Source organism: [Phormidium] sp. LEGE 05292 (assembly GCF_015207735.1).
GTDB lineage: Bacteria > Cyanobacteriota > Cyanobacteriia > Cyanobacteriales > Aerosakkonemataceae > Floridanema.
The window spans coordinates 16,873-30,027 of the sequence record NZ_JADEWG010000005.1 but is presented as its reverse complement, the minus strand read 5'-3'; the positions used below and the strand labels follow the sequence as shown (position 1 = coordinate 30,027).

Genomic DNA, 13,155 nt, shown 5'->3' with positions numbered 1-13,155 from the left:
ATAACTCTACTAGGGAAATTTGGATGAATCGCAAACGTATATTTTTACTAACAATTGCTCTATTATTGATTGCCTTTTCTTGGTGGGGTGTAGCGACTGCACAAAATGGACTACTAGTGCGTTCTTTTTCCCGTGATAACGTACCCATGCTATACGTTGCGCCGAAAAACCAAGACAAAATTCCTGGTGTTTTGGTGGCGCATGGTTTCGCAGGTTCTAAACAGTTAATGTTAGGTTACGCGCACACATTAGCGCACGCCGGATATGGTGTATTATTGTGGGATTTTGGTGGTCATGGTGCTAATGCCACACCGTTAAAATTTGGTTCACTTCAAGAATATATTGATGTTGCGACTGCTGTTTTGTTGGAACAACCCCAAATAGATGCGTCGCGTTTAGCTTCCTTGGGTCATTCTATGGGTAGCAGCGCAGTAATTTCTGCTGCAATTAAAGATTCTCAAAATTTTGCGGCGACGGTGGCGGTTTCTCCCACAGGTAGAGGGGTGACACCTGCGACACCGCGCAACCTTCAGCTTCAAGCGGGTAGTTGGGAACCGGGTTTTGTGGCGAATGCAGAGAAATTGTTGCAAGCAGCGGGGGGAGAAAATCAAAATTTGGCGACGGGAAAGGGACGAGAATTAATTATTGTTCCCAATGCCGAACATATTACAATTTTGTTTCGGGATGAGAGTCACCAAGCAGCGCTTAAATGGTTAGATGCAACTTTTGGGTTGCAAAGTAATAGTAATTATCTCGATCGCAGAATGATTTTTTATGGTTTGCACTTATTAGGATGGTTAATTTTATTAGCTGCAATTGCTCCAAAATTCAATTTTAATAATAATCATCAAAAAGTCGCTTGGTTGAGAAGTTTTGCGGGGTTGTTGGTCGCACCTTTTGTGGCGAGTGGTTTGCTTTCTGCTTTGGATAGTGCGATCGAACTGCAAAGTTTAGGCGGTTTATCAGTAGGCGGCGCTTTGGGTGTTTGGTTCTTTTTAGCAGGTACAATTTGGATAATTACTATCTGGAAATTTCCCCGTCCTAAAATACAAAATTTATACTTGGGTTTAGGACTATTTGCACTACTTTGGCTTGCTTTTGGTGCAATGGCGCAAGTAGTCTGGTTACAATGGTGGTTAATTCCTTCACGTTTGTTAGTTTGGCCTATACTTTCTTTAGCTTGTTTACCTTGGTTTTTAGCATCTGAAATCGTACAACAAAATGTAGGGACAGGTAAACGATTAGCTTGGTGGTTTTGCCAAAGTATTCTCTTAATTACAGGTTTAATTGTAGCAGTTTCCCTAGTACCATCACTCAGCTTTATCTATCTTTTATTGCCAATCTTTCCCCTAGTTTTCGGAGTTCTTGCTTTTGCTGCGGCTCAAGTTAACGATGCTTGGACTTATGCTTTAGGAAGCACTTTATTTTTTGGTTGGACACTTGCTGCTGCTTTTCCCTTAGCTGGGTAGTTATTAATAAAGTACTCCTCAAATAAATTCCACGCGATCGCGCATTTCCTCCGCTTCAAGACACTCCCAAATTAAAATTAAAAAGCGCAAAATATCCCCAATTGATCGGCTATTTTGCTTACAGTATGTAATGCCAGAATGTTCAATTCCAGCTTGATGAAGCCGTAGAAAATCATCGTCCTGAGTAAAAATTACCCGACTTTGGGACAAGGCAAATGTTAGTTGTTCCTCATCAGAAGCGCCGATCAGTCCTGCTTCTGGCGAAGTTGTTACATTAATACCACGCCTTCGTAAACCATCTGCAATCGCACTATTAACATTTTCATCCAAGTGAAATCGAATCGTTTGTGTCATTTCGATCCCTTAATTTTTGTCGAAGTAAAGACGGAGTTTTAGCCTCCATCTCTCTAGCAAAGGCTTCACCTTCTTCTATTTGTTGTCTAATTTCTTGTAGGTGATCGTGATAATATGCCAAAGCAGCATACACATCAGCCAAAGTAATTGTAGGATATTGCGATACAATTTCATCGGGAGACATTCCCATTCGTTCGTGCCAAATAACAATATCCTGCACTTTAATTCGATGTCCGGCAATACGAGGTTTACCGCCACAAACACCAGGAGTTATTTCAATATGTTCGGAGATTATCGGTTGAATAGTCATGTTTGCTTAGTAGCTGACGATCGGTAATTTTCAAACATATTTAATTATCGCACTTTTGGCTATTTTTAACAAATTTGGTTATCATTGATTAGTGATATACGGGAATGATAGCGATCGCACTCCGCAAATAAATAAAAATTCAACTTTTGGAATAGGTGAAAATAATGGCTTTTGATTATAATTTGGATTTTAAAAACCTCAATTTTCGCTCCTCCCCCGAACTTTACCGAGTTGGTAAAGGCGAACAAGGAGTGCTTTTAGTGGAACCTTATAAATCAGAAATTCTTCCCTATTGGCGCTTCAAAACTCCAGAAATTGCCAAAGAATCCAGCGAAAAAATCTACCAAATGTTCCTTGACTATTTGGAACAAGATGATTTTGTTGGTGCAGATATGGCGCGAAAGTTTCTCCAAATGGGTTACACTCGCTCTCGCCGATATGCTAATCATAAAAGTGGCAGAAAGTATCAGAAAAATCCGCAAAAAGAAAGTACTACAGAAGCTCAATTAGAAGCGAGAAAAAATATCCTCCCCAATGAAGTCGATCCAGTAAAAGCTGAATCTGCGGCAATATTTAAAGAAAAATGGATATTGGCAAAAACCAATGATAAATATTTACAGCTTTTACAAAAACATAAAGACTTGTATGAAAACGAATAATGATAGCAAGCGAAGTAAAGGTTAGAACATAAAAAGCACCAAATCATTGTTTTTCTTAACTTCTGCCTTCTGCCTTCTGCCTTCTGCCTTCTACTACTACCAATCTCCTTGACGACAAAATTCAACTGCTCTTTCTACAGCTTGCATTCGTCTTTCATTCATGCTTAAATCTGAACCAGATAGAACTCGATCAAATTCGGGATATGCTTTTTTAACACAAGTTACGGCTTCATTTGTACCGCCAATTCTACATAAGTCTACAGCTAAAGTTGTCGATCGCTCAGACTTTTCCTGATTATTCAAAATCCCAAAAAAAGTACTATCCAAAAAGCTTTGTGCTTCTTTTGCACAAGTTACACTTTGCTTAGTTCCCGCTATCTTACATAATTCTACTGCTAACGTTAGCGATCGCTCTTTTCTCTCCTCATTACTGAAATTACCAAATAAAGCACCATCAAAAAATTTATGAGCCTCCTTAGCACAAGTTAAAGTTTCTGGAGTTTGGTATTCTCGACATAATTCTGCCGCTAAGTTTGCTGCTTTTTCCTTGGTAATTGAGCTACCAAAAATTGCCGAATCAAAATAGTTTGCTGCTTCTTTTAAACAATCTAAAGCTGTTGTTTGTGCTTCCACAGTCTTTGTAGCTGTAATTAGAGTAAAAGTAGCAATTGGTAACAGACAGTTAAATGATGCAAGAATTCGCAGTTTCAGATTCATAGCTATTTCCTGAGATAGGTTGACTAAAAATGTGCTAGCAGTTATGAGTTTTATTTACTATAAAAGTTCCTGCTTGTTTGGCGAACAAAAAATCATTCTTGGAACAGAGGTTGTCCTAAAAATCCAGCAATTATAATTTTACAGTTGCAGCTTTGCTAAATAAACAAGGAGCTAAGAAAATCTATGATTGCTAACCAACATGAGAAAGGTTGGGAAATAATTTATCATCGTGCTCACGCTTTATTGGCGGCACAAATTGCTGGTAACTGGCGAAAAAGCGATCGTCCTAGACGCATTGTAGAAACAGTAGCAGCAATTTCTCATCATGATGATTTAGAAAAAGAATGGGAAGGCAATCACCTAACAGAAGTTGGCACACCTTTAGACTTTATGCTGCTCAAAGGAGTGCCTAAAGGAGAAGACATAGAAAAAATGCGAAAATTAATTAACAATTCCCGCTATCGCGGACGTTGGGTAGCAATGTTAATTTCGATGCACGTTAGCTTTTTAAGTGAAGGAAATCGGGGAAAATCATCAGAAATAGATAGCTTTCTTGACGAACAATTACAACAGCAAAAGCAATGGCGGAAAGAATTAGGAATTAGCAAAGAAGAAGCAGCAGAAACTTATGCCTTTTTCCAATTGTGCGATCGTCTTTCCCTCATCCTTTGTAATCGTCAATTACCAGCAGGTGAACGCTATTTAGAAATTGGCAAAGATGGCAACGATCGACGTTATGATGTAATTCAAAAACAAGATCAAACTGTGGATGTAAAACCTTGGCCTTTTGAAGAAGAAAGCTTTACTGTTAATGTGGAAGCAACTTACTTAAATCAAGTAGTGTTTGAAAACAACGACGCTTTAACACAAGCGTTGCAAGTTGCACCAATCAAAACCTTAGAGTGGACTTTTGCCAAGTCTTAAGATTAATCGTAAATAATCTTAATTAAGTGAGAATTTGCCAAACATTTGTTACCCTAGAGGATGACCAAAAAGTTATCTGACTGGTAACGGCTGAATAGATTCAATGTTGAACATTCCGCAACTTCTCGCACAAGAACTTTCCATCGCACCTTCGCAAGTGCAAAATGCACTGGATCTCCTCGCTGAAGGTGCGACAATTCCCTTCATTGCACGCTATCGTAAAGAACGCACTGGCGCACTCGATGAAATTCAACTCCGCAACATTTCCGATCGCTTTACTTATTTGACAGAATTAGAAGAACGGAAGGCGAGTATTTTAGATGCGATCGCTTCCCAAGGTAAACTTACTGATGAATTAAAAACTAAAATCGAATCTACTTTACAAAAAAATGAATTAGAAGACCTTTATCTTCCTTATAAACCTAAACGCCGCACTCGCGCCACAATTGCTAGAGAAAAAGGTTTAGAACCTTTAGCAGAATTTATTAAATCTTTGAACGATCGCAACGCGAAACCTGTACCTTTAGAAACAGAAGCCGCTAAATATATTTCCGAAGAAAAGGGAGTCAAAACTGCCGAAGATGCGCTCAAAGGTGCTTCGGATATTTTAGCCGAAGAAGTTGCCGAAAAAGCAGAATTACGTGCTTATTTGCGCGAATACTTTTTAGAAGAAGGTGTGCTTGTTTCGCGGATTAAAGAAGAACATCCCGAAGGAAGCACCAAGTTTGAAATGTATCGCAATTACCAAATTCGGGTAAGAAATATTGCGCCTCACAATATGTTGGCATTGTTGCGAGGTGAGAGTGAAGGAATTTTAGATTTAGACCTAGCTTTTGACGATTCTTTTGTTCTATCTTACCTGGAATCGCAAAACATTAAAACTAAGATTCCTCAAATCAAACAATTTTACCAAGAAATGCTCAAAGATGCTTTCAATCGGTTAATGAAAACTTCTTTAATTACAGAAGTTCGTACTGAAAAGAAAGCTTTTGCCGATTTAGAATCGATTCAAACTTTTGAAGGTAATTTGCGAGAGTTATTGTTATCTTCTCCAGCCGGAATGAAACCAACTTTAGCGATCGATCCCGGATTTCGCACAGGTTGTAAAGTTGCTGTCCTCTCCGAAACTGGCAAATTTTTGGAATATCAAGCAATTTTCCCCCATCAAAGTGCCGCACAACGCACCCAAGCAGCTAACACCTTAAAAAGTTTAATACAAAAGTACAACATTGAATTAATTGCGATCGGGAACGGTACAGCTTCTCGTGAAACAGATGAATTTGTTGTCGAAGTTTTGAAAGAGATCGATCGCAAACCAATTAAAGTTATAGTAAATGAATCAGGCGCATCAATTTACTCCGCTTCCGATGTGGCAATTTCTGAATTTCCCGATCTTGATATTACCGTAAGAGGAGCAATTAGCATCGGTCGGCGTTTACAAGATCCCTTAGCCGAACTAGTAAAAATCGATCCCAAATCCATCGGTGTCGGACAATATCAACACGATGTTGACCAAAAATTGCTCAAGAAAAAGTTAGATGAAACTGTCGAAAGTTGTGTTAACTATGTTGGCGTAGATTTGAATACAGCATCCAAAGAACTACTAACTTTTGTCTCTGGAATGACACCAACAGTTGCCAAAAATGTTGTTAGTTACCGCAACGAAAATGGCGCATTCAAAAATCGTCGCCAACTCTTAAAAGTGCCAAAATTAGGGCCAAAAGCATTTGAACAAGCAGCAGGTTTCTTAAGAATTCGTGGTGGCGAAAATCCCTTAGATAATACAGCAGTACATCCAGAAAGTTATGGAGTGGTAGAAGCGATCGCCAAAGACCTCAGCGTACCCCTCAATAATATCACCCAAATAGCCGAAAAACTCAAAACAACTAACCTGAATAAATATGTCACTGATAAAGTTGGATTACCCACACTCCGCGACATCTTTTCCGAATTAGAAAAACCCGGAAGAGACCCCCGTGCCGAATTTAAATATGCTACCTTTAAAGAAGGAATCAAAGAAATTTCCGACTTAAAAGTTGGTATGGAATTAGAAGGAATTATCACAAATGTTGCTAACTTTGGTGCATTTGTAGATATTGGCGTGCATCAAGACGGATTAGTGCATATTTCCCAACTTGCCGATCGCTTTGTCAAAGATCCTAAAGAAATAGTCAAAGTAGGACAAGTTGTGAAAGTTCAAGTTATGGAAGTAAATGAAAAATTGAAGCGAATTAGCTTATCAATGAAAGCCGTTAATCAAGCCAGTGCTGGCAGAAAATAAGGAGAATATATGGCGAAAATATTAGTTACTGGAGCAGCAGGATTTGTAGGTTTTTTTGTTGCTCAAAAATTACTTGATAGAGGAGATGAAGTAATCGGATTAGATAACATCAATGATTACTATGATGTAAATCTTAAATATGGCAGATTAGCACAATTAGAAGGCAGACCAAACTTTACTTTTTATAAGTTAGATTTAGCCGATCGCGAAGGCATGGAAAACCTATTTGCCGAGCATCAATTTGAGCGCGTGGCACATTTAGCTGCTCAAGCAGGCGTTCGTTACTCCTTAAAAAATCCCCATGCTTATGTAAACAGTAACTTAGTCGGATTTATCAACATCTTAGAAGGTTGTCGCCAGCAAAATCTCAAACATTTAGTATTTGCTTCCAGCAGTTCTGTGTATGGTGCAAACACCAAAATGCCATTCTCTTCTCACGATAACGTAGACCATCCATTGAGCCTTTATGCTGCTACAAAAAAAGCTAATGAATTAATGGCTCACACTTACAGTCATTTGTATAATTTACCTACAACTGGACTGCGATTTTTCACCGTTTATGGCCCTTGGGGTCGTCCAGATATGGCATTATTTACCTTCACCAAAGCGATTATATCAGGCAAACCGATCGATGTATTTAACTATGGTAAAATGCGGCGAGATTTTACTTATGTTGATGATATTGCCGAAGGGGTAGTTCGCACCTTAGATAAAATCCCTGAATCCAACCCCGAATGGTCAGGAGAACACCCAGATCCCAGCACCAGTAAAGCACCTTACAAAATTTATAACATTGGCAACAATCAACCTGTAGAATTAATTCGGTTCATTGAAGTATTAGAAGATTGTTTAGGAATGAAAGCCGAAAAAAATATGCTACCTTTGCAACCAGGAGATGTGTTAGCAACCTACGCAGACGTAGACGACTTAGCTAATGATGTAGGCTTTAAACCTAGCACACCGATCGAAGTTGGAATTGATAACTTTGTGAAATGGTATCGCTCTTACTACAAAGTTTAAATTAATATTTGTAGGGTGCGTTAGTAACGCACCATTCCACAGGCGAAATACTTGATTCGGAATTTTTACCAGAGAATTAGCAAATGAATTCCATCTCAAAAACCACACTCAGTTTATATAAAACCGATTTTGTAGCTTGGACTGAACAGACAGTAAAATTAATTAATGCCAGAGAATTTTCTCAGGTAGATTGGGAAGCAGTAGTGGAGGAAATAGAAAGCTTGGGAAAGTCGGATCGCCGCGAATTAAAAAGCCGTTTAGAGGTATTATTACAACACTTACTCAAATGGCAATATCAGTCTAATTTGCGAAGTAGTTCTTGGCAAAATACAATTGATGAACAACGAAACCGCATCCTAGACTTGTTAACAGATAGTCCTAGTCTTCAGCCATATTTAAGTGAAGTTGTACCTGAGTCTTATCATCGGGGAAAAAAAGCTGCGAGTAATGAAACTAAACTACCAATCAATACCTTTCCTGTTGATTGTCCTTATTCTATTGATGAAATACTTGACTCAGAATTTTTACCAGAAGCTATCTAAAACTCTTCCTCTAACTCAATACTTGGTTCACCAGGATAAAAGCGATCGCTCAAAATATCTTCCCACATATAACCACAAACAGAAGGAAAATTGTTGTAAGGCAAATTAGTTTCCATAACCGCTAAATCTTTGCCATTTTCATAAGCTTCCGGTAAAATTTCTATCATAATTAAATGTACTAAATTAACGATAATTTTACTAAGCAACGGTAACAGTTAATAAAAACTTCTTACTCTCATAAGCTGCTGTTAATTTAAATCATTTATTCCCTGTCCCCCTCATACCCCATTTAAACGCTGAACAGCCCAAGAAATTTACTTGCTAATTTAGTAGATCATTCAAAGTACAATTAAATTCGAGTATGCCTTAATTATTTTGGGAGTCTTACGATGCCAGCAGCGGTCGGTATGGTTGAAGTCAAGGGTCTTCCTCCAGCTTTAGCAGTGGCAGATGCGATGGTGAAAGCCGCCCGTGTGACACTTGTCGGTATGGAGAAAGTCAGCAGCGCCCGCTATACACTCATTGTCCGAGGAGATGTAGCCGAGGTCACAACCTCTGTGGAAGCAGGGGTAAGAGCAGTAGCCACAGTCAATACAGAAGAAGAATTATTACTTTCTTATCACGTAATTCCTCGCCCTGATGCCAATGTCGAGACTGTACTACCAATTCACAACAGTCGGGAAGTTGAAGCTTATCTTCGGGCTTGACAAAATTAGTTTTTAACCGTTAGTTGTTAGCCTTTAGTCAAAATTTCTACTAACTGCTAACCACTAACTATAAACATGAAATATTTTATTTTACCCTATTTTTTGCCAACGCTAAATTAAATTTACGTTAACCTAAAAAAAGAGACTGTAGTAACAAAGTAACAACTAAACCATGATTGCCAATACCATTACCGATAATCCACTTTTAATTGGCAAAGGATTACCTCCCTTTGATGCCATTAAGCCCGAACAAGTAGAACCAGCATTTGCCGAATTACTAACTAAACTAGAAGCAGAACTCGCCCAATTAGAAGCTAATGTCCAACCCACTTGGAGTGGTTTAGTTGAACCCTTAGACCGTTTGAACGATCCCCTAAGATGGAGTTGGGGAGTAGTTAGTCATTTAATGGGTGTAAAAAACAGCCCCGAACTGCGCCAAGCTTACGAAAACGTCCAACCAATAGTTGTGCAATTTTGGAACAAACTCAACCAAAGTAAACCCATCTACGAAGCCTTTAAAGCTTTGCGCCAAAGCGAAGATTGGGATAAATTAGTACCAGCACAACAGCGAATTGTTGAATCAGCAATTAAAGATGCTGAACTTTCTGGGGTAGGTTTAGAAGGCGAACAAAAAGAACGTTTCAACGCCATTGAATTAGAATTAGCCGAACTGGGAACCAAATTTTCCAACCATGTTTTGGATGCCACCAAAGCCTTTAGTTTAACCCTTACAACTAAAGAAGAAGTTGATGGTTTACCTCCCAGTTTACTTAGTTTAGCTGCTCAAGCGGCCCGTGCTGAGGGAGCAGAAAACGCCACTCCAGAAAATGGCCCTTGGCGCATTACCTTAGATTTTCCCAGCTATGTTCCCTTCATGCAACATAGCACCAGGCGCGATTTACGAGAACAACTTTATCGGACTTTTATTAGTCGTGCTTCCAGTGGCGAACTAAACAATTACCCATTAATTGAACGCATTTTAGAACTACGAAAAGAGCAATCTGGTATCCTTGGCTTTAACAGTTATGCTGAGTTAAGTTTAGCCAAAAAAATGGCTCCTAATGTCGATGCTGTAGAAGCATTGTTGGAAGAATTACGTCTACCTAGTTACGATGCTGCGGTTAAAGATTTGGCAGAATTAAAAGCTTTTGCTGCCTCGAAAAATGCCCCAGAAGCTAACGATTTGAAACACTGGGATATTAGTTTTTGGTCAGAACGGCAACGGGAAGAGAAATTTGCGTTCAACGCTGAAGAATTGCGCCCTTATTTTCCATTGCCACAAGTATTAGATGGGTTGTTTTCTTTAGCAAAACGGCTATTTGGCGTAACTATTACTGCTGCCGATGGTACTGCCCCAGTTTGGCATGAAGATGTGCGTTATTTCCAAGTAGCTGATGAGACAGGAAAGCCCATCGCCTACTTTTATTTAGACCCCTACAGTCGCCCCGCAGAAAAACGCGGTGGTGCCTGGATGGATGAGTGTATTGTGCGGGCAAAAATTATGGAAGCTGGCACAGAAACAACTCGTTTACCAGTGGCTTATTTAGTTTGCAATCAAACTCCGCCAGTGGATGGTAAACCCAGTTTAATGACTTTTATGGAAGTGGAAACTTTATTCCACGAATTTGGTCACGGTTTACAACATTTGCTCACCAAAGTTGATTATCCCGGAGCAGCTGGCATCAATAATATTGAATGGGATGCTGTAGAATTGCCCAGCCAATTTATGGAGAATTGGTGTTACGATCGCAACACCCTCTTCAACATGGCAAAACATTACGAAACGAGTGAACCTTTGCCCGAACATTACTACCAAAAACTCCTAGCCGCACGCAACTACATGAGTGGTAGCGCCACATTGCGCCAAATTCACTTTAGCCTTTTGGATATCGAATTGCACGATCGCTATCAACCCGGAGGCGCAGAAAATGTCACCGATGTCCGAAACCGCCTCGCCAAAACCACCACAGTCATCCCACCCCTACCCGAAGACGCATTTTTGTGCGCCTTCAATCACATCTTCGCCGGAGGTTACGCCGCTGGATATTACAGCTACAAATGGGCAGAAGTCCTCAGCGCCGATGCCTTCTCCGCCTTTGAAGAAGCAGGTTTAGAAAACGAACCCGCCATCACCGAAACCGGACAACTGTTCCGCGAAACAGTCCTCGCATTAGGCGGTAGCAAACATCCAATGGAAGTATTTAAAGCCTTCCGAGGCAGAGAACCCAACACCGAAGCATTGCTTAGACACACTGGGTTGAAAAGCTAAAAAGGCAGAAAGCAGATGCTAAAGAAGGAGAAGGGTAATATCGTTTACACAAATGATTAATACATAAGGGTAGGGGCGGGTTTAACCAAAATCTTTGATACTTTCATGAATAAGATTAAAGTCAAAACCCGCCCTTTCCCTTGCATCTGTAGCAAACATTTAGGTAATTGGTATAAGCATCTTTCCTTTACCCCTTATCCTTTTCCCCTTCCCCCTCAATCATCCCAGTCCCCAAAACCAGGTTTTTCCACCACAAGTACAACAGAGTAGTATCAAATCATTATGTTACGAGAAGAAGCAAGCTGGCTAGGAAACATTATTTATTCTATAACGCCAGATCATGTATTTCCGCTGTTGAACATTGGGAGTGAAAACCAATATTTCCGAGAAAAAGAACAACCTTGGATAGATGATTTTTTGTTTAAGCCAGCCAGAAAAAAGGGATATTCTATAATTCATACTGACATAAAAAATGATGTAGGAATTGACCTAGTAGGAGATTTATACAACCCTCTATTTTTAGAAAAAATTTCGCAAATGAACATTAAGTCTGTGTTGTGTTCTAATTTACTTGAACATATAACCAACAAAGAGGAACTCTGTAAAATTATTAGCTCTATTATCCCAGATGGAGGTTATCTATTTGTGACAGTTCCCTATCAATATCCCTACCATCGAGATCCAATAGATACAATGTTCCGACCCAGTATAGAAGAATTGAGTAATCTTTTTCCCGATCTAAAAATGATTCAGGGTAAAATTGTCGAGGGAGGAACTTTAGTTAAATCAACTTCTATCAAACCAATACTATATTTACTCGTCATGATAATTCGACTACTCTTACCTATTTATCAACCGCTCAGGTGGGTAGATTCGCTGCGATATAGTTTATGGCTTTTCCGAGATATTTCTGTGACTTGTATTGTCTTACAAAAAAGATCATAAATGTGTTATGAACTACTCCGCCGTGCTTCTTTACCTGGAAAAAGATCAGGAAAATTTTTATGAATTTCGCAAAAGCATGAAGTAGAAAGTGATTTAAAAAAGCTCTCAGTAAAACTTAACCTAGAAAAAAGAAAGGAAAAGAGGAGAATTGAAAAACCCAAGCTAAAAACTCTCTCCCTAACTCAAAACTAAATAGGGGCAATTCATAAATTGCCCCTACTCAAAATTTTCCCCAATCCCCAATCCCCAGTCCCTAATCCCTTCCTGTTAAGGTTGATTTATCGAAGTTGGTTTTGGAGTAGCAGGTTCCTCAGTTCCTTGGGTAGTAGGTTCTGCCGTTGGAGTCGCCGCAGGTGCGGGAGTCTGTCTAGTAGCAGGTTTACTCCCAGAAGCAGCTGGTTTCTGCGTTGGGGCATTAGTCCGCGCCTGTTGCTGATAAAAACCCAGCACCTTTTGCGCGTAAGCCGCATTTACCCCACTAGCGCAACCATTCTCAGTCCCAGTCATCCACCAACAAGCGAAATTGCGTGCCGCAGTACTTTCATTGCCAGCAGTGGCATAAACTCTGCCAAACTCTCGTCGGACAACACAAGCCACAGTATTTCTTGCGGCTGCGGAATCGGACTCAAACTCAGCAGGAGTCATTTGCCTTCCCACACATCGCTTAGTCCAGCCAGCAAGAGTACCCGGTAAAACTTGCCAATCACTGTACATCCCGTCATTCTCACGGTTTGGGGGCGCAGCTTTTCGCAAAGCCTCCACCATCGCGTTTACCTGTGCATCAGAAACTTGTTTTGCTGGTCTAGTTTGTTGTGCCATTGCTGAACCATTTCCCAACCAAATACCAGCTAAGATGCTTGTGAGTAGTAGATTTTTGCCCTTCTTAATTAACTTGCTATTCATAGCAGATACTCAGTAATCACTCCAAAATCACTCCGACTGTCCTGAAAGAAGATTT

14 protein-coding genes are annotated in these 13,155 nt (G+C 39.9%); 9 read left to right on the top strand and 5 right to left on the bottom strand.

The annotated features are described in order from the left end of the window. Nucleotides 1–23: 23 nt before the first annotated feature. Nucleotides 24–1,469, top strand: coding sequence for an alpha/beta hydrolase (locus IQ264_RS02890; protein WP_193978413.1), 1,446 nt, complete (start codon nucleotides 24–26; stop codon nucleotides 1,467–1,469). Nucleotides 1,470–1,487: 18 nt separating this feature from the next. On the opposite strand, the gene IQ264_RS02885 is transcribed toward IQ264_RS02890, so the two are convergent. Both IQ264_RS02885 and IQ264_RS02880 read right to left on the bottom strand, forming a co-directional pair. Further along, on the bottom strand, nucleotides 1,488–1,823 hold the full coding sequence (locus IQ264_RS02885; RefSeq protein WP_193978411.1) for a DUF5615 family PIN-like protein: 336 nt from the start codon (nucleotides 1,821–1,823) through the stop codon (nucleotides 1,488–1,490). Next, entirely contained in the window at nucleotides 1,792–2,133 is a 342-nt protein-coding gene (locus tag IQ264_RS02880; RefSeq protein ID WP_193978409.1) for a DUF433 domain-containing protein, read from the bottom strand. Before IQ264_RS02880 ends, IQ264_RS02885 begins: the two co-directional genes overlap by 32 nt. Nucleotides 2,134–2,297: 164 nt before the next feature. Here IQ264_RS02880 and IQ264_RS02875 point away from each other — a divergent pair, with 164 nt between their 5' ends. Continuing rightward, nucleotides 2,298–2,792: a DUF4385 domain-containing protein gene (locus IQ264_RS02875; RefSeq protein ID WP_193978407.1), complete on the top strand. Its 495-nt coding sequence runs from the start codon at nucleotides 2,298–2,300 to the stop codon at nucleotides 2,790–2,792. Nucleotides 2,793–2,888: 96 nt separating this feature from the next. Here the strand turns inward: IQ264_RS02875 and IQ264_RS02870 are convergent, their stop codons facing one another. Beyond that, the gene (locus tag IQ264_RS02870) at nucleotides 2,889–3,509 is read right to left on the bottom strand and encodes a hypothetical protein (RefSeq protein ID WP_193978405.1); all 621 of its coding nucleotides are present in this window, start codon (nucleotides 3,507–3,509) and stop codon (nucleotides 2,889–2,891) included. 183 nt (nucleotides 3,510–3,692) lie between these two features. Between IQ264_RS02870 and IQ264_RS02865 the strand changes: the two genes are divergently transcribed. The 4 genes from IQ264_RS02865 to IQ264_RS02850 all read left to right on the top strand — a co-directional run bounded on the left by IQ264_RS02865 (nucleotide 3,693) and on the right by IQ264_RS02850 (nucleotide 8,276). After that, complete coding sequence (locus tag IQ264_RS02865) at nucleotides 3,693–4,433, top strand: DUF3891 family protein (RefSeq protein ID WP_193978403.1); 741 nt, start codon at nucleotides 3,693–3,695, stop codon at nucleotides 4,431–4,433. A 103-nt stretch (nucleotides 4,434–4,536) separates the two neighbouring features. Beyond that, nucleotides 4,537–6,714: a Tex family protein gene (locus IQ264_RS02860; protein WP_193978401.1), complete on the top strand. Its 2,178-nt coding sequence runs from the start codon at nucleotides 4,537–4,539 to the stop codon at nucleotides 6,712–6,714. 9 nt (nucleotides 6,715–6,723) lie between these two features. Beyond that, nucleotides 6,724–7,734 carry an NAD-dependent epimerase gene (locus IQ264_RS02855; protein ID WP_193978399.1) on the top strand — a complete coding sequence of 337 codons (1,011 nt, stop codon included), beginning with the start codon at nucleotides 6,724–6,726 and terminating at the stop codon, nucleotides 7,732–7,734. A gap of 83 nt (nucleotides 7,735–7,817) precedes the next feature. After that, a complete protein-coding gene (locus IQ264_RS02850) occupies nucleotides 7,818–8,276 on the top strand; it encodes a DUF29 domain-containing protein (protein ID WP_193978397.1) in 459 nt (152 codons plus the stop codon). Here the strand turns inward: IQ264_RS02850 and IQ264_RS02845 are convergent. Then, on the bottom strand, nucleotides 8,273–8,443 hold the full coding sequence (locus IQ264_RS02845) for a DUF29 family protein (RefSeq protein ID WP_193978395.1): 171 nt from the start codon (nucleotides 8,441–8,443) through the stop codon (nucleotides 8,273–8,275). The two genes, IQ264_RS02850 and IQ264_RS02845, sit on opposite strands and share 4 nt — an antisense overlap. A 222-nt stretch (nucleotides 8,444–8,665) precedes the next feature. On the opposite strand from IQ264_RS02845, the gene IQ264_RS02840 reads away from it, so the two are divergent. From IQ264_RS02840 to IQ264_RS02830, 3 genes are all read left to right on the top strand, one after another. Further along, nucleotides 8,666–8,983, top strand: a complete 318-nt coding sequence (locus IQ264_RS02840; protein WP_193978393.1) for a carbon dioxide-concentrating mechanism protein CcmK — start codon at nucleotides 8,666–8,668, stop codon at nucleotides 8,981–8,983. A 172-nt stretch (nucleotides 8,984–9,155) separates the two neighbouring features. After that, the gene (locus IQ264_RS02835; protein WP_193978391.1) at nucleotides 9,156–11,252 is read left to right on the top strand and encodes a M3 family metallopeptidase; all 2,097 of its coding nucleotides are present in this window, start codon (nucleotides 9,156–9,158) and stop codon (nucleotides 11,250–11,252) included. Nucleotides 11,253–11,534: 282 nt separating this feature from the next. Next, nucleotides 11,535–12,197 (top strand): EAL-associated domain-containing protein, encoded by a 663-nt coding sequence (locus IQ264_RS02830; RefSeq protein ID WP_193978389.1) that lies wholly within the window; start codon nucleotides 11,535–11,537, stop codon nucleotides 12,195–12,197. Nucleotides 12,198–12,464: 267 nt separating this feature from the next. Here IQ264_RS02830 and IQ264_RS02825 read toward each other — a convergent pair whose 3' ends face one another. Further along, entirely contained in the window at nucleotides 12,465–13,100 is a 636-nt protein-coding gene (locus IQ264_RS02825) for a hypothetical protein (RefSeq protein ID WP_228061240.1), read from the bottom strand. Nucleotides 13,101–13,155: the final 55 nt, after the last annotated feature.

Bases quoted from the DNA above. Each gene is read 5' to 3' on its own strand.
- IQ264_RS02850 (WP_193978397.1), top strand. From the start codon at position 7,818: ATGAATTCCATCTCAAAAACCACACTCAGTTTATATAAAACCGATTTT.
- IQ264_RS02860 (WP_193978401.1), top strand. From the start codon at position 4,537: ATGTTGAACATTCCGCAACTTCTCGCACAAGAACTTTCCATCGCACCT.
- IQ264_RS02825 (WP_228061240.1), bottom strand. From the start codon at position 13,100: ATGAATAGCAAGTTAATTAAGAAGGGCAAAAATCTACTACTCACAAGC.
- IQ264_RS02885 (WP_193978411.1), bottom strand. From the start codon at position 1,823: ATGACACAAACGATTCGATTTCACTTGGATGAAAATGTTAATAGTGCG.
- IQ264_RS02880 (WP_193978409.1), bottom strand. From the start codon at position 2,133: ATGACTATTCAACCGATAATCTCCGAACATATTGAAATAACTCCTGGT.
- IQ264_RS02835 (WP_193978391.1), top strand. From the start codon at position 9,156: ATGATTGCCAATACCATTACCGATAATCCACTTTTAATTGGCAAAGGA.
- IQ264_RS02890 (WP_193978413.1), top strand. From the start codon at position 24: ATGAATCGCAAACGTATATTTTTACTAACAATTGCTCTATTATTGATT.
- IQ264_RS02870 (WP_193978405.1), bottom strand. From the start codon at position 3,509: ATGAATCTGAAACTGCGAATTCTTGCATCATTTAACTGTCTGTTACCA.
- IQ264_RS02845 (WP_193978395.1), bottom strand. From the start codon at position 8,443: ATGATAGAAATTTTACCGGAAGCTTATGAAAATGGCAAAGATTTAGCG.
- IQ264_RS02875 (WP_193978407.1), top strand. From the start codon at position 2,298: ATGGCTTTTGATTATAATTTGGATTTTAAAAACCTCAATTTTCGCTCC.
- IQ264_RS02830 (WP_193978389.1), top strand. From the start codon at position 11,535: ATGTTACGAGAAGAAGCAAGCTGGCTAGGAAACATTATTTATTCTATA.
- IQ264_RS02865 (WP_193978403.1), top strand. From the start codon at position 3,693: ATGATTGCTAACCAACATGAGAAAGGTTGGGAAATAATTTATCATCGT.
- IQ264_RS02840 (WP_193978393.1), top strand. From the start codon at position 8,666: ATGCCAGCAGCGGTCGGTATGGTTGAAGTCAAGGGTCTTCCTCCAGCT.
- IQ264_RS02855 (WP_193978399.1), top strand. From the start codon at position 6,724: ATGGCGAAAATATTAGTTACTGGAGCAGCAGGATTTGTAGGTTTTTTT.